Here is a 22,613-nt window from a genome sequence, read left to right as displayed (position 1 = left end):
GGAGCATGGTGCCGGGGCGTGTTGCGGTGAATGATGGTGCGAAAGGGGGGACTTGAACCCCCACGGATTGCTCCGCCAGATCCTAAGTCTGGTGCGTCTGCCAATTTCGCCACTTTCGCACGTGTCTCATCGTATGATGCCTTGGCGGACAACCTCATTATAAATACGTATCAAGAGCCGGTCAGGTTTGGCGGTGGGTCATCGTTGTCACGGGTTCAATCATCTATAAAAGTTAACTTTTATAAAACAAAGTATGTAGAATGTGACGGCACGACGGAGATGGTTGCTGAGAATGACGAAAAGTAGAGTTCAGTGGTTGTGCACAGCGGGTGCGGAGGCAGTAATTTTGTTGGGCGCGCTGCTGGTTGCGGTGATACCTTCGAGTGCTCGGGGCGCAGATTTGCGTTCGCCCTGGGACGGCGTTGCGGTAAAGAGCACGGATGCGCCGTATGATTGCCCCGCGGTCGAGCACCTGCCGGTGGACTTCGTGACTGACGGCTTCTATGCGCTGAACGATCCAACGCACTCGATTGTGGACCCGGTGCGGATGAAGGCTTATGCGGCAAGCGCGGCGCCGGAGAAGCGCGACGGCAATGAGGTCGTTCGCGCTGCGGATGCGTATCGCACGACGGGCTCGCTGGCTGCTGCGCGCTGCGCGGTGGCGCATATTGAGGCGAACGCGCGGGGACAGGCGCTGACGGGAAAGATGTCGTCGAACCAGGCGTACTACGTTCAGGGCTGGGTGCTGGGTGGTGAGGCGATTGCCTATCTCAAAGTGCGCGACTCCGGCGTCGTGACGCCCGAACAAAAGGCGGTGATTCTGCCGTGGCTGAAGACGGTCTCGCGGCAGGCGCGGCAGTACTACGACGAGAAGGCAGAGAAGCATCCCGACTCGCTGAACAATCACTACTACTGGGCCGGCGTGGAGCTGGCGGCGGTTGGCATCGCAACGAATGACCGGAGCGATTTCAACTGGGGGATGAAGGCCGCGCGTACAGGCATTGCGGCGGTTCGTCCTGACGGGACGCTGCCCAACGAGATGCGGCGCGGCAAGCGCGCGCTGCACTACCACCTGTACGCTGCCGGGCCGCTGGTGATGCTGGCGGAGCTTGGCATGTCTAACGGCATCGACCTGTATGCAGCGCGAGGCGGGGCGTTGAAGCATCTCGTGCATGTGGCGATCGAAGGGATGATCGATCCATCGCCGTTTGAAAAGGCCACCGGCATCCGGCAGGAGGTGCAGTCGCCGACGGGCGAGTCGATTGGATGGGCTGAGCCGTTCAACCGGCGCTTTCCCGACCCGACCATAACGAGGCTGCTCAGCGAGTGCCACAACATGAGCTCCATGTACCTGGGCGGGCTGCCTCCGGCGTGAAGACGATTTCATGCTGGCAATTCATAAGTTGTATACGTATACTCCTGCCAGCCGTACTGTATGTTTTCTTCAAGAGGACTTTCTACTATGACTTTGTTTCGTCGCTACGCTCTCCTGCTCGCGCTCGCCGCGCTTGCTCTTGCCTCAACACCGCTTGTTGCGCAAAGCTCCGGTGTCGCCATGACTCCGCCGATGGGCTGGAACAGTTGGAACCACTTTCATCGCAACGTGACCGACGCGGTCATCCGCGCCGAGGCTGATGCCATGGTGAAGAGCGGAATGCGCGACGCGGGCTACACCTACATCAACATCGACGACACGTGGGAAGGTGAACGCGACGCTCAGGGCAATATCCAGACCAACAGCAAATTTCCCGACATGAAGGCGCTGGCCGACTACGTCCACAGCAAGGGCCTGAAGCTGGGTATCTACTCTTCGCCCGGAGCGAAGACGTGCGCGGGCTTTGAAGGCAGCCTGGGTCACGAAGAGCAGGACGCGCGCACCTATGCGGCCTGGGGTATCGACTATCTGAAGTACGATCTGTGCGGCCTGCGCGTTCAGATGAGGGCCGCGGGGTCTCACGAGGCCGCGCACAAGGTCATGGTGGATGCCTACGTGAAGATGCGCGATGCGCTGCGCAGCACTGGTCGGCCCATGGTCTATAGTCTCTGCCAGTACGGCGTGGACGATGTATGGGAGTGGGGCGCGAGCGTGGGCGGCAACCTGTGGCGCACCACCGGTGACATTAACGACACCTACGAGCGGATGGCGGACATTGGCTTCAACCAGATTGGGATTGGCCAATATGCAGGCCCGGGCCACTGGAACGATCCCGACATGCTCGAGGTCGGCAACGGCGGCATGACAGCCGACGAGTACAAGACCCACATGAGCCTATGGGCGATTCTGGCCGCTCCGCTGCTCGCGGGCAACGACCTGGCGACGATGACGCCCGAGACGCTGGCGATCCTGACCAACCGCGATGTCATCGCTGTCGATCAGGACAAGCTCGGCAAGCAGGGCGATCGTATCGATGCCGACGGCGCCGTTGAAATCTGGGCCAAGCCGCTGGCCGACGGTTCGAAGGCAGTCGGCATCTTCAACCGGCAGACGACGCCGCAGACGGCGCACGTGGACTTCGGCCGTGCAGGATTTACGGGCGCGGTGAAAGCACGCGACCTGTGGCTCCACAAGGACCTTGGCAGCATCAGCAGTCCCTACAACGTGACTGTGCCGGCGCACGGCGTCGTGATGCTTCGCGTGTGGCAGTAGAGCAGCAAGCCGCAGAAAGACGCGCCCGCTGAAGCTCTCAGCGGGCCGTTTTGATTAACGAAGTCGACCACGGATACATACGGATCACCACGGATTTCAACCTTGCTATGTTCTTAACTCCGCGTGTATCCGCGTTGATCCGCGGTCGGTTCTTACGCTCTCCGCAACTGCTCGTTCATAATGAGGAACGCGCCGATGCCGTGGAAGTCATCTGTATTACGCGGGCGGTCGAGATAGAACTGAAGATCGCCTACGTTCGTTCCGCCGCAGATGTTGGCGATATGGGCGAAGCCCTGGTCGTCGCGCGAGACCTGCGACAGCACACCCTTGTAGCCTTTCTGCATGACACCGGCATAGTGCTTGCCGATGTAGCCGCGCTCGATGGCGCGCGAGAGCGTGTAGGTATACATCGACGAGCTTGAGGTTTCCAGCCAGTTGCCGGGCGTCGTTGCCTTGTCCACCACCTCGTACCAGCGGCCTGTCGCGGCGTCCTGATACTTTTCATAGGCTCCTGCGAGCTGGCGCACCAGCTTGATGAGGTCATTGCGTTGCGCGTGGTTGTGCGGCAGCACTTCGAGCACCTCGATCAGTGCCATGCCGAACCAGCCAATCGCACGGCACCAGAAGAACGATGAGTGGTGTGTGACGGGCTGCGCCCAGGGCTGCTGGCCGCTCTCGTCGTAGGCGTGGTACATCAGGCCGCTCGCCGGGTCGTTCAGGTGCTTGGCGTAGATGAGCAACTGCTTGACGGCTTCATCGCAGGCATACTTCTGGTCGTTGTACGCCTGTCCATAGCGGACGAGGAAGGGCATCGACATATACATGCCGTCGAGCCAGAGCTGGTGCTGGCGCGAGAGCGCGTGCCAGAAGCCGCCGTCGCTGGTGCGCGGATATGTATCGAACGTATGGCGAATCGTATCGGCTGCAGTTCTGTACTTCTGCTGGCCGGTTTCTTTGTGGAGCACGATGAGGAGATTGCCCGGCAGCATGAAGTCGAGCGCGGTGATCTTGCGGTCGATCACGCCCTCCTCGTTGACCTGGCTATCGACCCAGCCCCGAATGTAGTCGAGATACTGCTTGTTGCCGGTGCGCTTGTAGACCAGATACTGGCCGTAGAGATAGAGCGAGATGGCGTAACCCCATTTGCCGAGATCGGCCGGGTTAGGCGTGCGGTGCATCGTGGAGGCGATGACGGCCTCGGACCAGTCGGAGCCGGGAGCAGTTGCTGCATGTGTCTCGGCGGACGGCAGCAGACTCGCGGCGGCAAACTTCGCGGTCAGCGGAAGCGCGGCGCAGATCTTCAGAGTTTCGCGTCGGGTGAGAGCTTTCATCTTCTGGGTTGTCCTTGAATGTCTTTGGCGGCAGGTAATGCCGGTTGTGGATGAGTGTATGACGAATACGGTCTGGACAGTAGTTGTTACCGTATACATTTGTCAAATAAAGTTTTGCTGATGATGAGTATCTTCATTTGGCAAAAACGCCATTTCTGCGGCGAGCGCGGCCTGTGAGCAGAAGCACAGGTGCGAGGCGACGCCCCGGCGGGAGCAGCGGCGCCAACGCGCTTCCCCGTCAGAGGGTGTTGGGATAGCCAGGAAGCGGCAAATGACGGGAAGTTTTTCGTCACGGGCGGACCGGCGCTGTGGCCCGGAGGCGAGAGGTTATTCATTTCATTTGCGAAATAATTCTTTTAGCAATGGAGCATTTTTCTGTTGACAACGGTCATCCCGGCTCCCTATTGTCGGTAATCACCGGAGAAAAAGTCATTTTGCAGGCGCGAACTGCGCTCGATTGTAAACGTAGACATTTTCGACGGAACCGACGCTCGAGGGCCCAGTGCCCGCGACACGCTCCAGGCAGGAATTTGATTGAGGAGGCAGAAATGCAGATGCAAGACATCGTTTCAGGCTGGTTGGGAAGAGTTGCCGAAGATAGAGGCGCACGAGGCAGCGAGAAGAACATGAAAGGCAGCGGACGCTTCGCGTGTGCGCTTCTGCGAGTGGTTGCGCTGACACTGTTTGCCGGATGTATCGTCGCCGTCGCAGGCGCGCAGTCGTCGAGCGGCACCGTCAGTGGGCGGGTCGTGGACCAAACCGGCGCAGTCGTCGCAGGTGCAGCAGTAAACCTGATCAACCAGGCAACCGGCGTGTCGATCACGACACACGTGCTTCCCTCCGGAGACTTCACCTTTCCCGACGTGCAGCCGGGCACCTTTACGGTGATCGTGAAAAATCCCGGGTACAAGGAATTTCAGAAGAAGAACCTGACGCTGACCTCCTCCGCGCGTCTCTCGGCCGGGACGATCACCCTGAATGTGGGAGAAGTGACGGAATCGGTCACGGTGCAGGCAGACGTCACGCCGATCCAGAACACGAGCGCCGAGCGTTCGGACACGCTCGACGTCAAGCAGTTGGACAACCTGCTGACCACCGGGCGTGACTTTACATCTCTATTGCGCACCATGCCCGGCGTGGTCAGCGCTTCGGGCCTGCCGCAGATCAATGGCGTGCGGAATACATACAACTCCGCCTCGATCGATGGCGTTACCGGCAGCGTGCGCGAAGGAAAGCTCGACACGACCCCGAACCTGGACGACATCGCCGAAGTCAAGGTGCTCAGCGCGAATTATCAGGCGGAGTACGGCAAGGCGACGGGCGGTTCGGTCATCAACATCGTCACCAAGAGTGGCACGCAGGACTTCCACGGCACGCTCTACTACTACATGCAGAACGAGGCGCTCAACGCGAACGACTGGTTTCACAACTACAACGGCGTTGGCAGGTCGAAGTCGCGGCACAATACCGCCGGCGGCAACATCGGCGGACCGGTCTACTGGCCGGGTCACTTCAACACGAACAAGAACAAACTCTTCTTCTTCTTTTCGATGGAAAATCTCCCCAACCGATCGCCGGGCGGATTGAAGACGTATATGGTCCCCACAGCGCTGGAGCGGCAGGGTGACTTTTCCCAGACCTACAACCAGAGTACGATCACGCAGAACAATACAACGCTTGTCCGTATCAAGGACCCTTCATCGAGCGGTGCCTGCGCAATCAACTCAGCTACACCCGGTCCCGGCTGTTTTCCAAACAACAAGATTCCATCGAATCTCATCAATCCGGCCGTTCAGGCGTTGATGAATCTCTACCCGATGCCGAACTTCTCCAACCTTGGCGTCAGCTTCAACAAGTACAACTACGTCACGAACTACTCGAAGGATGTGTCGTCGCACCAGGAGATCTTCCGTGTGGATTACAACCCCACGGAGAAGCTCCACATCTTCGGCCACGGACAACTCCAGGTCAGCCACAACAACGGCTACAACTCGACGGTCAACCCCGCGCCATGGCTGGTTTCGGGAGACTACAAGACCACGGCCCCGAACTTCGCATTGGACGCGACGTATGCCTTCACTCCGACTCTGGTGAACGAGATCACGCTGGGCACCGCGGGATGGAGCGAAAACAACATCTACACAAAGTCGCAACTGGACAAACTCACCAAGGGCTCGAGCGGATACAACCTGTCGCAGCTCTTTCCCAAGAACAATCCCCTCAATCTGCTTCCGGGACTCACCTTTGGCGGCACGAATGCGCCCACCATCAAGTGGGACTCGCGTTTCCCACTACAGGACCAGGTCAGGCTCTATAGCATTACGGACAGCATCAGCAAAGTCTGGGGCCGCCACGTTCTCAAGTTCGGCATCGACCTTCAGACGGACTCCTATCTTCAGTCTCATGCCGCCGCGGGACAGCCTGAAGGTGCATTCGACTTCAGCCGGAACACGAACAATCCGAATGACAGCAACTTCGGCTATGCCAATGGCCTGCTCGGCAACTTCAACAACTATACGGAACCGACGAACCGGTTCGACTACGACCCGACGAGCAACGTCGTAGACTGGTATGCGCAGGACCAGTGGAAGACGACGAATAAACTCACGCTGGATTATGGCGTGCGTTTCATGTGGGCCTCCGGTGCGAAGTTGAAGACGGGAGCAAACTTTGTTCCCAGTCTCTTCGACGCTACCAAAGCGCCAGTGCAGTACATCCCAACAACAAAGAAGGTCAACGGGAAATCAGTGGCGCTTGACCCGACGACGGGGCAGTATGTTCCGGCGGCGTATGGCGGCCTGTTTGTTCCCAACACGGGAGACCTGACCAACGGCACCTTCCAGGTGAACACTCACGGCTTCCCGGCCGGACTGGTCTATGGGAACGGCGTTCTGGCCGCGCCGCGCATCGGCTTTGCCTATGACCCGGTCGGTGCTGGCAAGACCGTCGTTCGCGGAGGCTTCGGCATCTTCTATAACGAAGGCGTCATCACGGGGCAGGAAGGCGACATGTCCCATAACCCGCCCAACAGCTTCAACCCGGAGCAGTTCTACGGCAATGTGAACGGCTTCCTGACCGCCGGCGGCCTGCTTGGACCTCCGAACGTTGGTCGCGCCATCGAGTTGCACAACAAGCAGCTTTACACAATGAATGCCAGCCTCGGGTTCCAGCAGCAGGTCGGCTTCGGGACGGTGCTGGATGTAGCGTACGTGGGCACGTTCGGCCGGCATCTCAGCGGTCAGCAGAACATTAACGAAGTGCCTTACGGTGCGCACTTCATTGCGGCCAATCAGGTCGGAGGCAAGCCTCTGCCGGACAACTTCTATCGCAAGTATCCCGGCTATGGCAGCATCAACTACCAGCGCGGCTTCCTTACCTCCAACTACAACGCACTCCAGGTGAAGGTGACGCGGCGCTTCCACAACAACCTCGAATACGGGCTTGCGTATACCTATGCCAAATCCATGGACTACGCCGACAGCTACGATGGCGGCGTGCCGCTCTACGACAGCCTGAAGACGGTTTATGGTCCCGGCGGCGACGACCGCAGACACAACCTCGTGGTCAATTATCTGTACGGACTGCCGAAGGGAAGCCGCATCTGGAGCAACTTTGCCACACGTGCGGTCCTCGACAACTGGCAGATCTCGGGCATCGTCTCGTACCTGAGCGGCGGTCCCGACCAGATCACGTTCAGCACGGTCGATGGAGCGGACATCACAGGAGGAGGAGACGGCGCCAAGGCTCACCTGACGGGCAATCCTCTGGCCGGTGCAGCGCATAGCTGGCACCAGTGGTTCAACACCAGCGTCGTACAACGTCCTACGCCCGTGACTGTAGACCCGAATACGGGCGCGGTCACGCTGTCCAACGGCAACGCCCCGAAGGTCTCGCTGTTTGATCCCGGCGTGATGAACTTCGATACGGCGCTGTTCAAAAACATTCCTCTCGCAGAGGGGCGCGTCGCGGTGCAGTTCCGCGCTGAGACCTACAACACGCTGAACCATCCCGAGTTCAACAGCGTGGACACGGGAGCCAAGTTCGATGTCAACGGCAACCAGGTCAACGCGACATTTGGACAAATCAACGGTTCAGGCGGTCCGCGCACCATGCAGCTCGCCCTGCGGATCAACTTCTAACGGCAACTTCCAACCCGATGGCGAACAGCTTCATGCGAGCTGTTCGCCATTTTCATTTTTGAATCGCGGATGTTGGCGCACGACGGCCACTCCTGCGATTTATTGGCTATGATAGAGGAGTCATTTGTGGCCGGACCACTTCCGGTCCGGGCTCCTGACAAAATTACACAACCTGCGCGATGCCCCGGAAGGGCTAGCTTTTTGGAGATGAGATGGCTGAGGCGACTTGCGATATTGGATTGATCGGACTGGCCGTGATGGGTCAGAACCTGGTCTTGAACATGAACGACCACGGATACAAGGTGGCGGTCTTCAACAGGACCACCTCGAAGGTGGACGACTTCATCAACAACGAGGCCAAGGGCACCAAGGTGGTGGGCACGCACTCGGCCCAGGAGCTGTGCGCTTCGCTCAAGTCGCCGCGTCGCGTGATGCTGATGGTGAAGGCGGGCGAGGTCGTGGACCAGACCATCGAACATGTGCTGCCGTATCTGGAGAAGGGCGACATTATTATTGATGGCGGCAACTCGCTCTACACCGACACCAACCGTCGGACGAAGGACCTGGCGGCGAAAGGGATTTTGTTCATCGGCACCGGCGTCTCTGGCGGCGAAGAGGGCGCGCGCTTCGGCCCGTCGATCATGCCGGGCGGCAACAAGGCCGCGTGGCCGCATGTGAAGGAGATCTTCCAGGCCATCGCTGCGAAGGTGGAAGACGGCACTCCATGCTGCGACTGGGTGGGCGAGGACGGCGCGGGCCATTACGTCAAGATGGTCCACAACGGCATCGAGTACGGTGACATGCAGTTGATCGGCGAGGCGTACCAGTTGCTGGAGCAGGGGCTGGGACTCGGCGCCGATGAGCTGGCCGGCATCTTTGGCGAGTGGAACAAGGGCGAGCTGGATAGCTTCCTCATCGAGATTACGGCGGAGATCTTCGCCAAGAAGGACGAGGACGGCAAGCCGCTTGTGGACAAGATTCTGGACGCAGCGGGCCAGAAGGGCACGGGCAAGTGGACGGCGATCTCCGCGCTCGACCTGGGGCAGCCGGTCACGCTGATCGGTGAGAGCGTCTTTGCGCGGTGCCTCTCCGCTCTGAAGGACGAGCGCGTTGCGGCTTCAAAGGTCCTACAGGGCCCGGCGAAGACGAAGACCGTTGCCGACAAGAAGGAGTTCATTGAGGACGTGCGCCGCGCGCTCTACTGCTCGAAGGTCATCAGCTATGCGCAGGGTTACATGCTGCTGCGCGCCGCTGAGAAGGAGATGGGCTGGAACCTGAACATGGGCGGCATCGCGCTGATGTGGCGCGGCGGCTGCATCATCCGCAGCGCCTTCCTGGGCAACATCAAGGCTGCGTATGACAAGAACGCGAAGCTCTCGAACCTGCTGCTGGACAGCTTCTTCTCGGGCGCGCTGAACAAGTACCACCAGTCATGGCGGAAGGCGCTGGTTCATGCGATCGAGGCCGGCGTGCCGACGCCTGCGTTCTCGACGGCGCTCGCGTTCTACGACGGCTACCGCACCGAGCGGCTGCCGGCCAACCTTTTGCAGGCGCAGCGGGATTTCTTCGGTGCTCATACCTACGAGCGCGTCGATCAGCCGCGCGGGCAGTTCTTCCACACCAACTGGACCGGCCGTGGCGGGCGCGTGTCGTCGTCTACCTACAACGCTTAGCGTCGGGCGGGTTTCATGGGAAGGGCGGGCCTCGGCCCGCTCTTTTTCATGGCACCCCTCCCCCTGTACTTTTTGTGCAAAGTCCTTTGAACAAAGGACTTAGGTCCGGACTCCATCCGGGGTTCCCCTGTAAAGTATTGATTCTATTGAGTCGAGCAGCAGTGTTTCCGTGTAAAGTATTCATTATGCTTGGCTTATGGAATCTATGATTAAGTGTCGAAGGGCCACGGAATGAATCGGCAGAAAAGAAATACAGAGATTCTTCGCTGCGCTCAGAATGACGGGTCAAAAGTGAAGTGAAGACAGGAAAGCCTCGGCTGGGTGGCCGAGGCTTTATATTTGCTCCTATTTCTATTGTACGTGGTGAGGGAAACTCGCCCGCCATGTTGGCTCGGAAATCTTTCATTGGGCTCTGGTTTTGTTTGAGTCGAGGGAATGGGAAAGGCCCCAGCTTAGCGACGATAAAACTGTCGCAGAAGATGGGGCACCCGGAGAGTGGAAGATGGCACCCACAGATCGGATGATGGGGTATCCGGAATGTGAGGTTATTTCAGGCGTTGCCATGCGTCGTAGGTGAAGATGCCTACGATCCAGACGGTCATGACGGCGGCGGCGACGCCGAAGACGCGAACCAGAGGAGAGAGTTTTTTGACTTTGCGGATGATCTCGTTCTGCTCCTGCTGCTCGGTGGACTCGGTTTCGTTGAGGAAGATCTGATCTTCTTCATAACGGGTCAGTTGTGCTCTGTAGGCGAGCAGCGCAAGGAAACAGGCTGCTATCACGGCCCAGATCACGAGCAATGCGGGTATCGCGCTCATCATATTGACGTTCCTCCGCCCATTATTGACAGGGCCGACATGGTAGGAAGACCGCAATTACCGAGGCCGGCGGACAACTCCGGAAGGTAACGGGGTGCGTCCGCGGACATGATACGCCAGCCGCCGGACGATGAACCAGAGATTTTCTCTGGCGGTGTTGCCTTAGTGATGTACGGCCAGATGCAGGCCGAACGCCGCTGCGATGGTGATGGCAATGAGGACGCCTGCAAGCATGAGGGCGATGATCCAGGCGGAGCGCATGGCAGCCGGGTTCGAGGGACGGGTGATTCCCATGGTGTTGATAAAGGCATTCGAGATGAAGAGAAGGAACTTCATGGGGTGGTTCGCCGTTGTCCGATTTGATGTTAGCAGGGATGAATCGGTTCCGACTCGGGAAGCATCTGAATTGTGGAGTGATTTGGTCGCCAATTCGTGCTTGCGGGCACGTTCCGTGGCGCATACACTTAATGTGAAGGCTTAGAAGGAGATTCCGATGTCTACTGCACCTGTTACCCCCGAGGTGGTTGCCGCTCCCCCTGTTTCGACCCCTGTGACCCTGACCTCGGCGGCGATTGCCAAGGTGAAGGAGATTATGGGCACCCAGACCCCCGTTCCGGCGGGGTTGCGGATCGGCGTGGTCGGCGGCGGCTGCTCCGGCTTCCAGTACTCGATGTCGTTTGAGAACCAGGCCGGCATGATGGACAAGGTGTACAGGTTCGACGACCTGAAGGTGTTTGTGGACGCCACTTCGGCGGCGTACCTACAGAACTGCCAGGTGGATTACGTCGAGACGCTGGAAGCGGCCGGCTTCAAGTTTGAGAATGCCGCGGTGAAGAGCACCTGCGGCTGCGGTTCGTCCTTCAGCGTGTAAGGTTTGTAACAGAGCGATGAGATGCCCCGGGATCTTCCCGGGGCATTTTTGTTTGTCCTGTGCACTGGCGAGACGCGCATCCAGGCAGTGTCGGCGGTACTGGTGGGCACATTCTTCGATTGACATCCTCGGCGGCAGGCGGCAGGTTTAACTTAGTCCTTTGACCACAGCGTCGCTCATTACGCAGCAGGTTACTGCACCCATCATCTCGGCTCCGCCCGCGCGGCGATGGAGCGTGCGCTCGATTGCCATGCTGACGGCTGCGTGGTTCGTGCTTCAGATTGGGGGGCTGTTTACGCCCGGTCTGCTGGACGACGTGGACTCAATCTACATCGAAGTTGCGCGCGAGATGCTTCACCGGCATGACTACGTGACTCCGTATGTCGATGGCGTGCGCTTTTTTGACAAGCCGCCCCTGATGTACTGGATGGCTGCCGGTTCGATGCGCATCTTCGGCGTGCATGACTGGGCGGCGAGGCTGCCGCTGGCGCTTGCGGTGCTGGCGCTGCTGATTGCGGTGTATGCGCTGGGCATCCGGCTCTTTCATGGCGTCTCCCCGGAGGAGCATCCGGACCGCGGAGGCTTCTATGCCGCGCTGGCCGTGGCGACGAGCATTGGGCCGTATCTTTATACGCGGTTCTATATCCCGGATATTCTGCTGGCGCTGTGGATGACGCTTGGCGTGCATCTGTTTCTGATCGCGCTCGACCGGGTGAAATTGGAGCATGAGTTTGATTCGGTCCCGCCCTTTGCAAAAAACGCGAAGGACGGGGCGCCCGAACGGATTGCGAGGTCCGCGCTGGCGCCGTGTCTCGGCTTTGCAGTGGTGATGGCGTTGAACGTGCTGACCAAGGGGCTGATTGGGCTGGTGTTTCCCCTGGGGTTTGTGCTGCTCTATCTGGCCATGACGGGACAGCTTCGGCTCCTTTGGCGGCTTAGACCTGTGGCCAGCGCCGCGGCATTTTTCGTGATAGCCGCCCCCTGGCACGTGCTGGCGGCGGTGCGCAATCCGCCGATTGCTCTGCCGGGCGGCCTGGGGCTGCCTGTGCGCGGAGGATGGGCCTGGTTCTATCTGTATAACGAGCACTTCGCGCGCTTTCTCGGCAAGCGCATTCCGCACGACTACGGGCTGACCCCGGTCTGGCTGTTCTGGCTGTATCTGGCGATCTGGGTGATGCCATGGGCGGCGTTCGTTCCGAGCGCGATTGCGGAGCACCTGAAGACTCCGCGCGCGGAGTATCTCTCGGGCGTGGAGGATGGGTCGCAGGAGCGCGAGGCGTCGCTGGCGCTGGTGCTGTGGGCGGTGCTGGTGGTGGGGTTTTTCTCGGTGTCGAGCAGGCAGGAGTACTACTCGTTGCCGGCGATTCCCGCTCTGGCGTTGATGGCGGGCGGACTGCTGGCGCGCGCGGACAGCTATACCCGCTCGGCTCGCAGCGCGGCGCGGCGCTGGCACGTGGGCTTTCTTATGCCTGTTGCGATGCTCATTGCCGCGGTGTGCGCGTACTTCGCGGTTGCGGCTCCGCGGGCTGCGCCGGGAACCGACATCTCGACGCTGCTCGAGACCAATCCGCAGTTCTACAACCTGTCGCTGGGACACCTGTTCGATCTGACCGGAGCGGCGATGGGGCTATTCCGTGGGCCGCTCATCGCCGTTGCGCTGGGGATGCTGGTCATCGGCCCGGGGAGTTATCTTGTGCGCCGCAACGGCCGCACGTTTGCCGCGAACCTGACGCTGGCCTCCGCGATGATGGTCACGCTACTGGCCGCGCACGTGGGGCTGGCGCGCTTTTATCCGGCGCTTGGCTCCAAGGGGCTCGCGCTGGATATTAATCATGTGCTGAGGCCCGGGGACTTGATTCTGATCGACGGCGAGCTGACGTCCGGCTCGACGCTGGTGTTCTACACGCGCCAGCAGGTCCACGTGATTGACGGCCGCGTGAATGGGCTGTGGTATGGCAGCTTCTGGCCGGACGCGCCGCACGTCTTCGAGAGCGAGTCGAGTTTGCGTAGTCTCTGGGCCGGACCGCAGCGGATCTTTTTGATGACGTATCATCCGGCGGAGCGCGAGCAGGAACTGGCGGCTTATGCGCCCGTTCACGCGCTGGCGTCTGCCGGTGGAAAGACCGTGCTCTCGAACAGGTAATGCATCGGCGAGAATAACTTTGGAGACTATTCCGGCGCTTCGACTCGGCCGCCATGCTTGAGGCGGTAGACTTTTCCGCGATAGTAGAACCGCTCGCCGCCGTAGCTGCCGAGCCAGAGGATGCTTCCGAGCAGGTCGCGGATGGGATAGATCGCTGTGCCGCGCAGCCAGTCCTCGTCGCCCATGGCGCGCAGAATGACTCCCGCCTGGAGCCAGCGGTTGGCCACCATGGCCGCCAGCCAGAGGACGCCGAGCAGAGCGTGGCCGCTGAGCAGGCCCCACAGCAGGCCGAGCAGGCCGAAGGGAAGAGCGAAGGTGAGGCCGGAACCGAGGTGTCCCCAGGGGCGCGAACGACGGGTGCTCTGCATCCAGCGCAACTGGTTGCGGAACGAGAGCGCGAAGGGCGTGTCTTCGACCATGAGCCGGACGACGTGCGTGGCCATCTGCACGCCGATGCCCTTGGCCGCAAGCCTGTTGCCGAGCACGAAGTCGTCGGCATAGAACTGGCCCAGGTCCTCGAAGCCGCCCGCGTCGCGGAAGGACTGTTTGCGCACGGCCATGGAGGCGCCGAGCGCGAATTTGGTGCCTTCGAGCATGTCGGCGACGAGCACGCCTGAGGTCATCTCGACGCTCTTGCCGACAGCGTCGAGCTGCGAGCTGAATCCTGCGGCTGAGCCTGCGTGTGTAGTGCCGAGATAGACGCAGGAGGCCAGACCCATCTGGGGAGACTTCAGGTTCTGCACCATGCGGCGCAGGTAGTCGCGCTTGACGCGCACGTCGGCATCGCTGGTGATGAAGAGGTCATGCTTCGCGGCTGCGTCCAGCCGCGCCAGCGAGAAGACTTTGGCATTGTGAAACTGCGGCGCGGGCTCGCCGCAGGTCAGATACTTCGCGTCTACGTGCGGATAGCGTTGGCCGACGCGCCGCGCCAGTTCGAGACCCGCGTCGGAGTCGTGGCGGGCGCAGAAGAGCAGCTCGAACTCTGGGTAGTCCTGCTCGAAGAACGACTCCAGGTTGCGCTCCATGCCCAGCTCGGTGCCGTGCAGAGGCTTCAACACGCTGACGGGAGGGAAGAACTCGGTCGAAGCACGCTCTTCGCGGTGCTTGCGGAAACTGAAACGCAGGGCGGCTACGACGACCATCAGGCAATAGATGGTGGAAGTGACCGAGCCGACGGCTGCGATCCAGAACAGAATTTTAAGCAGCAAGCCCATCTCGTTCCTGCATGACGGCGCATGGAGACACCGCGATATGGTTGGAAACTCCAGTTTATCGCAGCTATTCGCGGCATGTCGGCGATGAAAGCGATTGGGCTATTTTTTCTTCGTTCTAACCGAAGCGACTTTGACGGGAGGGACCACGACGGGTCGCCGTATGGGGACGAGTCCGGCTGCGGGCGGTTGCTGCTGCTGCATACGCGAGAGCATCTCGGTGCGCACGTAATCGACGAAGCCCTGCATCTGGCGATTCATCTCCTCCATGCGCTCGCGCATCTGCAGCACGATGGCGATGCCTGCGATGTTGACGCCGAGGTCGCGGGCGAGGTTCAGGATGAACTCCAGCCGCTCCAGGTCCTCGTCGGTGTAGAGACGCGTGTTTCCTTCGCTGCGCGAGGGAAGCAACAGGCCTTCGCGCTCGTAGAGCCGGAGCGTCTGGGGATGGATCTCGTACATCTCCGCCACTGCCGAGATCATGTATGCGCCTTTACCCTTCCGCTTTGTCGCCATCCGTTACCTCAGGTGCTCGATTGGTTTACCCAGAGTCTAGCGCCTGACGGCACTCGGAAGCCAACCGGAGTCGGCTATGCTTACAGCAGCAGGGTACAGAGCTATGAAGAGAACGACGAAGTTCGCGGCTATTCTCGCTCCCGCAGGCGTCCTGGTTGGCATTGCCGCTGCCTCGGCAGCTTACGGCCTCGCCACGCGACAGCGCAGGCGCGCGCGCGCCGGCCAGGTTGTGGTCATCACGGGAGGCTCGCGCGGACTGGGACTGGCGCTGGCTGCGCGCTATGGGCGTGCGGGAGCGAAGCTGGTGCTGGCTGCACGCGACCACGATGAGCTGACGCGCGCCCGCGAATCCCTACTGAGGCAAAAGGCGGTTCATTCGCCGGAGGATGTGTTACTGATTCCGGCAGACCTGACGGATGCGGGGCAGGCTACGAGCCTGATCGAGCACGCCATCGAACACTTCGGCCGCATCGACGTTCTCATCAACAATGCAGGGATCATTGAAGTTGGTCCGGTGGAAGATCAGCCGCTGGCTGCCTATCGCCGCGCCATGGCCACGAACTTTTTTGCCGCGCTACACACGATACATGCCGCGCTGCCGTATCTGCTGGACCGTAAGCCCAGCCAGGGTGCTGCGGCCATTGTGAACATCACGAGCGTTGGAGGCAAAGTTGCCATGCCTCATCTGCTGCCGTACACGGCGAGCAAGTTTGCGCTGACAGGATTTTCAGAGGGGCTTCATGCTGAGCTGCGCCACAAGGGCGTTCGCGTCACCACCGTCTGCCCGGGCCTGATGCGCACCGGCGGCGAGGTCAACGCGCGGTTTACCGGTCAGGCGAAGAAAGAGAAGCGATGGTTCACGCTTGCTGCGAAGACGCCCATCATTACGGCCAGTGTGAATCACGCTGCCAACAGAATCTTTCGTGCTGTGGCCGCAGGTCGCGCCGAGATTACCATTACGCCGCAAGCGTGGCTGGCCGCACGCGCTGCAGGCATTGCTCCCGGCATGGTGCAATACATCGCCAGCCTTGCCAATCATTTTGTGTTGCCGAACGCAGTCCCCGTTGGTCAGCCGGAGATTGACTTCTCGCTCAAGGTCGCTACTCAAATGGATGTGAAACACGATCCACTGAGAAGCTGATGTCTGCCTGTCGTTCTCAGCTTGCCTTCGGCGCAGTCCTCATCAGTGCGCTGAAGCCACGCCCCTTCAAAACGAAGACTTATTCAGAGCCTTTTTAGGGTATTTCCCATATAGGTGTAGCCCGGCGCAGGCCAGTGCGAACGCAGATTTCCTTCGGGAATGACAACAAAAAAGCGGGGGCTGTCTTGGGGATGAGGAGGTCTCCGGGACGATACCTTCTGGAAAACAGCTATGGACAACTTGATCACACTCCTGCAAACAGCCCATCCCTTGGGTCTTCGGGGTTGAGCTTTGCCAGCTCGCGCAGGATCTCTTTCGAGCGTTCGTCCTGCACCTTCGGCACGGCAATCTTCACTTCAACGATCTGGTCGCCGCGTTTGCCCTCGCGCGAGGCCGATGGCACGCCTTTTTCACGCAGGCGCAGCTTTTGTCCAGACTGCGTTCCAGGCGGGATTTTGAGCTGTGTGCGGCCGCCGCCTTCGTGCGTGTCGATGGTGGGAACGTCGATCTTTGCGCCCAGCGCGGCCTCGGTCATGGTGACGGGGACGGTGACGTAGATGTCGTCGCCCGTGCGCGTGAAGACGGGATGCGTGCCGGCTTTGATGATCAGGTAGAGGTCGCCTGCCGGACCGCCGCCGATTCCGGCATTGCCCTTGCCTGCGAGGCGGATGCGCTGGCCGTCGCGCGTGCCGGGCTTGATGCGAAATTCGAGCGGCTCGCGTTTGGTGACGACGCCTGCGCCGTCGCACGTCGGACAGGTGTGCTGCACTTTTCCGGAGCCTCCGCAGCGCGGGCACTGGATGTTGAACTTCATGCGTCCGCCCATCTGCGTGACCTGGCCGGAGCCGTGGCACTCGGGACACTCGACGCTGCCGCCGGTTGTGGTCTTTCCTTTGCAAGTGGGGCAGACTTCCTGCCGCTGGATTTCGAGGCGCGTGACGCCTCCGCGGACGGCGGTCCAGAAATCGATGCTGACCTGATACTCAACGTCCGAGCCGGGCTGCGGGCCGCGCGATGGGTTCGCTCCTCCGCGGTTGAACATGCCGCTGAAGATGTCGCGGAAGCTGCCGCCGAATCCACCGCCAGGTTGCTGCTCAGCGCGACCGCCCTGAAAGTCGGAGAAGTCGAAGCCTCCGAAATCGAACGGCACCTCCTGACCTGCATGGCCATGCGTCTGCGTGCGGCCACCGCCGAATCCGCCCGCGCCGTAGCCTCCGCGTGCGGCGGCTTCTGCTGCTGCGGGGTCGATGTTGTCGGAGTAGAAGCCGAACTGGTCGTAGATCTTCTTCTTCTTCTCGTCGCTCAGAACATCGTTTGCTTCGGAGATCTCCTTGAACTTCTCTTCGGCCTTCTTGTCCCCGGGGTTCACGTCGGGGTGGTACTTGCGCGCGAGTTTGCGGAACGCCTTGCGAATCTCATCCTGGCTTGCGCTCTTCTTTACGCCCAGTACGCCGTAATAGTCCTTTGTCTGTGTCGCCATCGTTCTGTTTTACTCCGCAGTGGGCGCAAAATCGTCACCCATCTAAACCTAATCCAAACTGAAGTTATTTTTCATCTGCCGCGCAGATAAAACGATGGCGACGGTAAGCACCGTCGCCATCGTTTTTGAACCGAAGTCCACCCTTGACGGTTAATTCCAGACTTGCCGGGCCTCCACCGCTTCGATGGAAAACATCTGATCCGGCTCAATCTGCTGCATCCGCTGAACAAACTCCTCAGCTTCGGCCCTGGTGTCGAACATCATGCGGTTATAAAGTTGTCCCGCACGGACCTGATCGCATCTCCACATCGTGTCAGCCATGACCTTCCCTCCATTCAGCATTCGCTTGAGTTCCAGGTTCTCCAGCCAAATCACATCTGCGTACCGATCGTCATTGTTGCCGCGTCCAGTCATACCTCGTAGAACACCTTTCCTGACGGTTAGTCGCTGCTCTTCGTTTCCGACTTCGCCGGCAGCGCCTCTTGAAACCCATGCCTCTTGAAACTGAGAGGGGCACCCGCTTCTCTAAGGAATAAGGAACGCCCCTCTTCTGATTACGTCCATACCACTTCCGTGGATTTGGTGGATTCGGTTACTTCTTCTCGTCCACGTCCACGTATTCCGCGTCGATGACGCCTTCGTCCTTCTTCGCCTCCTCGTGGCCGTCCGGCGTTGGAGCTGCGGCGCCATCGGTGGGTGCCGCAGCCGCCGTGGCCTTATACATGGCCTCGGCCAGCTTGTGGCTCGCAGTAGTTAGACGCTCCTTTGCCGAATTCAGTTCCGCCACACTCGGGGTTCCGCTCAAAGTTTTCTTTGCGTCCTCGAGCGCCGATTCGACATCGCTCTTGTCGCCGGAGGCAACCTTGTCGCCGGCTTCCTTGAGCATCTTCTCGACGTTGTAGACCATGGAGTCGAGTCCGTTGCGCGCCTCGACTTCGTCGCGCTTCTCCTTGTCCTCGGCTGCGTGGGCTTCGGCGTCCTTCGCCATGCGTTCCACCTCGTCCTTGCTCAGGCCCGAAGAGCTGGTGATGGTAATCTTCTGGTCCTTGCCCGTGGCGTTGTCCTTGGCCGTCACGTTCAGGATGCCGTTGGCGTCGATGTCGAACGTCACCTCGATCTGCGGCACGCCGCGCGGAGCGGGAGGAATGCCGGAGAGCTTGAACTTGCCCAGCGTCCGGTTCTGCGCCGCCATCGGCCGCTCGCCCTGGAGCACGTGGACCTCGACTTCGGTCTGCGAGTCCGCCGCCGTCGAAAACGTCTCCGTCTTCTTGGTCGGGATGGTCGTGTTGCGCGCGATCATCGTGGTTGCCACACCGCCCATCGTCTCGATCGAGAGCGTGAGCGGGGTTACGTCGAGCAGCAGCAGGTCCTTCACTTCGCCTGCCAGCACGCCAGCCTGAACGGCAGCGCCTACGGCGACGACCTCATCCGGGTTGACGCCTTTGTTCGGCTCCTTGCCAAAGAGTTCTTTGACGAGCTGCTGAATCTTGGGCATCCGTGTCTGGCCGCCGACGAGGACGACCTCGTCGATCTTGCTGGCGTCCACGCCCGCGTCCTTCATCGCCTGCTTGCACGGGCCGACCGACTTCTGGAGCAGGTCGTCCACCAGGCTTTCGAGCTTGGCGCGCGTCAGCTTGCGGACCAGGTGCTTCGGGCCGCTGGCGTCGGCGGTGATAAACGGAAGATTGATCTCCGTCTCCTGCGCGGTCGAAAGCTCGATCTTGGCGCGCTCGGCTGCGTCCTTCAGGCGCTGCAGCGCCATCTCGTTGCCCTTGGAGTGCAGGTCGAGCCCGCTCTCAGCCTTGAACTCGGAGATGAGCCAGTCCACGATGCGCTGGTCGAGGTTGTCGCCGCCCAGGTGCGTGTCGCCGTTGGTGGACTTCACCTCGATGACGCCTTCGCCGACTTCGAGGATGGAGATGTCAAAGGTGCCGCCGCCGAAGTCGTACACGGCGATGGTCTCGTCCTTCTTTTTGTCGAGCCCGTAGGCCAGCGCGGCCGCCGTCGGCTCGTTCACAATGCGCTTGACGTCGAGACCGGCGATCTTGCCCGCGTCTTTCGTCGCCTGGCGCTGCGCGTCGTTGAAGTATGCCGGGACGGTGATGACGGCCTCGGTCACGGAGGTGCCCAGGTAGTCTTCGGCTGCCTTCTTGAGCTTCTGCAGGATCATCGCCGAAACCTCAGGCGGGGTGTACTCCTTGCCCTGCGCCAGCACGGCGATGTGGTCGCCCTGCTGGACGACCTTGTAGGGCACCATCTTCATCTCGTCGGAGACTTCGTTGAAGCGGCGGCCCATGAACCGCTTGATCGAGTAGATCGTGTTCTCCGGGTTCGTAATCGCCTGCCGCTTGGCCACCTGGCCCACCAGCCGCTCGCCGCTCTTGGTGAACGCGACGATGGACGGGGTCGTGCGCCCGCCCTCTTCGTTGGGGATCACCTTTGCCTCGCCGCCTTCCATGACGGCGACGCAGGAGTTGGTGGTTCCCAGGTCAATACCGATAATCTTTGCCATCTGTCTCCTCATTTCGGGCCGTTGGGGGCCCCTTGCCTGAATCGTTTGACGAACTCAGGATCGCACCTTGAGTCACTTACTGTCAAATCTTCTGATGCGCCTTATCGTACAGAAGTTTCACTCTACAGGCCGGAAAATCGGCAGGTTGGCGGGCTCTTATATAAACGCATGAAAGTAAATGATTTATATCGGCTTCCGTCTCGTCCCCCAAACGGGCCATTGTCTCTGTAGATACCCCGCGCTACGCTTCAACTCGGATCGCACGCAGTACCTTCGGAGTTCATCCATGCCGTCCAGGCCACATCCCAATACCGCTCGTACCGCCCGTCGTCTGATTAAGATCGCCTCTCTTGGACTTGCCGGACTGCTGGCCGGGCTGCTTGCCGGCTGCTCGGACGCACCGCCAAGGACCATCGTGAACACTTCGTATGCAAGCGCCGACACGGCGGTTCGTTTTGACGGCAGCCGGTTGCCGCCAAACCTGGACTCGGTCAGCATTCCTCCGCTCAAGCACGCGCCTTCGGCGCGTCGGCTGGAGGAAGGCTCGGTGAAGCCGAGCGAGCCTGCACCGAACACCTCGCTTTACGGCTCCTGAGCATGGTTTGCCGGTACAGTTCGTGACATTGACGTTTCATCAGCAGTTGCACCAGTAAGTTCATCGCTTCCTCCTGAAAGAACTGCGGCGTATTCCAGAGATGGATGCGCCGCTCTTTTTGCGCGGGTCGTCCGCACGTCGGAACAAGTGCAGAAAAAGCATCCATTTGCACCGGAAAACTCTCTATTGTAGAGGCAATAGAATCCGCACAAGAGGACGCTTCAAACCCACATGGCGACCGCCGCAGCCGTGCTCGACCCATCATCCGACGTTCGCCACGGCGTCAATCCATGGCTGATTGCCGCGTCCGTCATGCTGGCCACGTTCATGGAGGTGCTCGACACCGCCATCGCCTCGGTCGCGCTGCCGTACATCGCAGGGTCGCTTTCAGCCACGACAGACGAGGCCACGTGGGTGCTGACCAGCTATCTGGTTGCCAACGCCATCGTGCTGCCGGCCAGCAACTGGTGCTCGCTCAAATTCGGACGCAAGCGATTTCTGATGGCCTGCGTCGTCATCTTCACCGTCTCCAGCTTTGCGTGCGGAGCCGCGCCTTCGTTGCTCTTTATTCTCGTCGCCCGCATTGTGCAGGGCGCAGGCGGCGGCGCGTTGCAGCCGCTCTCGCAGGCCATTCTGCTGGAGTCGTTCCCTCCGGCCAAGCGTGGGGCCGCGATGGCAGTGTTTGCGTTCGGCGTGGTCGTCGCGCCCGTGCTTGGGCCGACGCTTGGCGGCTGGCTTACGGATACGTACTCGTGGCGGTACGCCTTCTACATCAACATTCCGGTCGGCATTCTTGCGCTCTACATGATCAATCGGTTCGTCCACGATCCGCATTACATCAGCAAGGCGAAGGCCCCGGCCTTCGACCGCTACGGTTTCGCCGCGCTCGTCATCTGGACCGGAGCCCTTCAGGTCGTGCTCGACAAGGGACAGGAAGACGACTGGTTCGCGGCGACGTGGATTCGCTGGGCCGTGCTCGCGCTGGTCATTGCGTTCATCTACTTCGTCCGCCACTCGTGGAAGGACAAGGACACGCTGGTCGATCTGAAGGTGCTCAAGGACCGCAACTTCGCCATCGGCGCGTTACTCATCTTCCTGTTCGGCATTGCGATTTACTCGACCGTCGTGGTGCTGCCGCTCTACTACCAGGAGCTGCTGGGCTATACCGCCTTCACCGCGGGTCTCGTCGTTGCGCCCAGAGGCATCGGGGCCATCTGCGGGATGCCGATCATCGGCTACCTGTCGAACAAGGCCGACCCGCGCTATCTGCTGACGTTCGGTTTCTTCACCTTCGGGCTGACGACGCTCTACTTCGGCGGCCTGACGACTGAGATCTCGCCGACGACGCTGCTGATCCCGATCCTCATCACCGGCTTCGGGCTGAGCTTCGTCTTCGTGCCCATCAACACGGCGGCTTACGGCACACTGCGCAACGAGCAGATCGGCAACGCCAGCGGCCTGTTCAACCTGATGCGCAACGTTGGCGGCTCAATCGGCATCTCGCTGGCTTCGACGCTGCTGGTGCGCCGCGCCGAT

At 60.4% G+C, this 22,613-nt stretch carries 17 protein-coding genes and 1 tRNA gene; 9 read left to right on the top strand and 9 right to left on the bottom strand.

Annotation, left to right across the window (positions count from 1 at the left end):
- Positions 1-34: 34 nt before the first annotated feature.
- Positions 35-119: transfer RNA gene (locus tag VFU66_RS12460), tRNA-Leu, on the bottom strand.
- 173 nt (positions 120-292) lie between these two features.
- On the opposite strand from VFU66_RS12460, the gene VFU66_RS12455 reads away from it, so the two are divergent.
- Both VFU66_RS12455 and VFU66_RS12450 read left to right on the top strand, forming a co-directional pair.
- Positions 293-1,375, top strand: coding sequence for an alginate lyase family protein (locus tag VFU66_RS12455; RefSeq protein ID WP_326446584.1), 1,083 nt, complete (start codon positions 293-295; stop codon positions 1,373-1,375).
- A gap of 87 nt (positions 1,376-1,462) precedes the next feature.
- Entirely contained in the window at positions 1,463-2,647 is a 1,185-nt protein-coding gene (locus VFU66_RS12450; protein ID WP_326446583.1) for a glycoside hydrolase family 27 protein, read from the top strand.
- A gap of 152 nt (positions 2,648-2,799) precedes the next feature.
- On the opposite strand, the gene VFU66_RS12445 is transcribed toward VFU66_RS12450, so the two are convergent.
- Positions 2,800-3,978: a glycoside hydrolase family 88/105 protein gene (locus tag VFU66_RS12445; protein WP_326446582.1), complete on the bottom strand. Its 1,179-nt coding sequence runs from the start codon at positions 3,976-3,978 to the stop codon at positions 2,800-2,802.
- Positions 3,979-4,532: 554 nt separating this feature from the next.
- On the opposite strand from VFU66_RS12445, the gene VFU66_RS12440 reads away from it, so the two are divergent.
- Complete coding sequence (locus VFU66_RS12440; RefSeq protein WP_326446581.1) at positions 4,533-8,117, top strand: TonB-dependent receptor; 3,585 nt, start codon at positions 4,533-4,535, stop codon at positions 8,115-8,117.
- A gap of 212 nt (positions 8,118-8,329) precedes the next feature.
- On the top strand, positions 8,330-9,790 hold the full coding sequence (gene gnd / locus VFU66_RS12435) for a decarboxylating NADP(+)-dependent phosphogluconate dehydrogenase (RefSeq protein ID WP_326446580.1): 1,461 nt from the start codon (positions 8,330-8,332) through the stop codon (positions 9,788-9,790).
- Between the two features lie 545 nt (positions 9,791-10,335).
- On the opposite strand, the gene VFU66_RS12430 is transcribed toward gnd, so the two are convergent.
- Together VFU66_RS12430 and VFU66_RS12425 are read right to left on the bottom strand one after the other, a co-directional pair.
- The gene (locus VFU66_RS12430; RefSeq protein WP_326446579.1) at positions 10,336-10,611 is read right to left on the bottom strand and encodes a hypothetical protein; all 276 of its coding nucleotides are present in this window, start codon (positions 10,609-10,611) and stop codon (positions 10,336-10,338) included.
- Between the two features lie 159 nt (positions 10,612-10,770).
- Positions 10,771-10,944: a hypothetical protein gene (locus VFU66_RS12425; RefSeq protein WP_326446578.1), complete on the bottom strand. Its 174-nt coding sequence runs from the start codon at positions 10,942-10,944 to the stop codon at positions 10,771-10,773.
- Between the two features lie 157 nt (positions 10,945-11,101).
- On the opposite strand from VFU66_RS12425, the gene VFU66_RS12420 reads away from it, so the two are divergent.
- Together VFU66_RS12420 and VFU66_RS12415 are read left to right on the top strand one after the other, a co-directional pair.
- Complete coding sequence (locus VFU66_RS12420; RefSeq protein WP_326446577.1) at positions 11,102-11,479, top strand: HesB/IscA family protein; 378 nt, start codon at positions 11,102-11,104, stop codon at positions 11,477-11,479.
- Positions 11,480-11,639: 160 nt separating this feature from the next.
- On the top strand, positions 11,640-13,622 hold the full coding sequence (locus VFU66_RS12415) for an ArnT family glycosyltransferase (protein WP_326446576.1): 1,983 nt from the start codon (positions 11,640-11,642) through the stop codon (positions 13,620-13,622).
- A gap of 26 nt (positions 13,623-13,648) precedes the next feature.
- Here VFU66_RS12415 and VFU66_RS12410 read toward each other — a convergent pair whose 3' ends face one another.
- Entirely contained in the window at positions 13,649-14,836 is a 1,188-nt protein-coding gene (locus VFU66_RS12410) for a glycosyltransferase (protein ID WP_326446575.1), read from the bottom strand.
- A gap of 99 nt (positions 14,837-14,935) precedes the next feature.
- On the bottom strand, positions 14,936-15,349 hold the full coding sequence (locus tag VFU66_RS12405) for a MerR family transcriptional regulator (RefSeq protein ID WP_326446574.1): 414 nt from the start codon (positions 15,347-15,349) through the stop codon (positions 14,936-14,938).
- 103 nt (positions 15,350-15,452) lie between these two features.
- Between VFU66_RS12405 and VFU66_RS12400 the strand changes: the two genes are divergently transcribed.
- The gene (locus tag VFU66_RS12400; protein ID WP_326446573.1) at positions 15,453-16,490 is read left to right on the top strand and encodes an SDR family NAD(P)-dependent oxidoreductase; all 1,038 of its coding nucleotides are present in this window, start codon (positions 15,453-15,455) and stop codon (positions 16,488-16,490) included.
- Positions 16,491-16,734: 244 nt separating this feature from the next.
- On the opposite strand, the gene VFU66_RS12395 is transcribed toward VFU66_RS12400, so the two are convergent.
- The 3 genes from VFU66_RS12395 to dnaK form a co-directional block, all read right to left on the bottom strand.
- A complete protein-coding gene (locus VFU66_RS12395; RefSeq protein WP_326446572.1) occupies positions 16,735-17,970 on the bottom strand; it encodes a DnaJ C-terminal domain-containing protein in 1,236 nt (411 codons plus the stop codon).
- A gap of 150 nt (positions 17,971-18,120) precedes the next feature.
- Complete coding sequence (locus VFU66_RS12390; RefSeq protein WP_326446571.1) at positions 18,121-18,291, bottom strand: hypothetical protein; 171 nt, start codon at positions 18,289-18,291, stop codon at positions 18,121-18,123.
- 271 nt (positions 18,292-18,562) lie between these two features.
- Positions 18,563-20,524, bottom strand: a complete 1,962-nt coding sequence (dnaK, locus tag VFU66_RS12385) for a molecular chaperone DnaK (protein WP_326446585.1) — start codon at positions 20,522-20,524, stop codon at positions 18,563-18,565.
- Between the two features lie 244 nt (positions 20,525-20,768).
- Between dnaK and VFU66_RS12380 the strand changes: the two genes are divergently transcribed.
- Together VFU66_RS12380 and VFU66_RS12375 are read left to right on the top strand one after the other, a co-directional pair.
- Positions 20,769-21,077, top strand: coding sequence for a hypothetical protein (locus VFU66_RS12380; RefSeq protein ID WP_326446570.1), 309 nt, complete (start codon positions 20,769-20,771; stop codon positions 21,075-21,077).
- A 231-nt stretch (positions 21,078-21,308) separates the two neighbouring features.
- Positions 21,309-22,613, top strand: a 1,305-nt coding sequence (locus VFU66_RS12375; protein ID WP_326446569.1) for a DHA2 family efflux MFS transporter permease subunit, incomplete at its 3' end; no start/stop codon positions are given.

The organism is Edaphobacter sp., from assembly GCF_035763405.1.
Classification (GTDB): Bacteria; Acidobacteriota; Terriglobia; order Terriglobales; family Acidobacteriaceae; genus Edaphobacter.
Note: the sequence above shows the minus strand (reverse complement) of the source record. Positions and strands in the feature narration are given on the sequence as shown.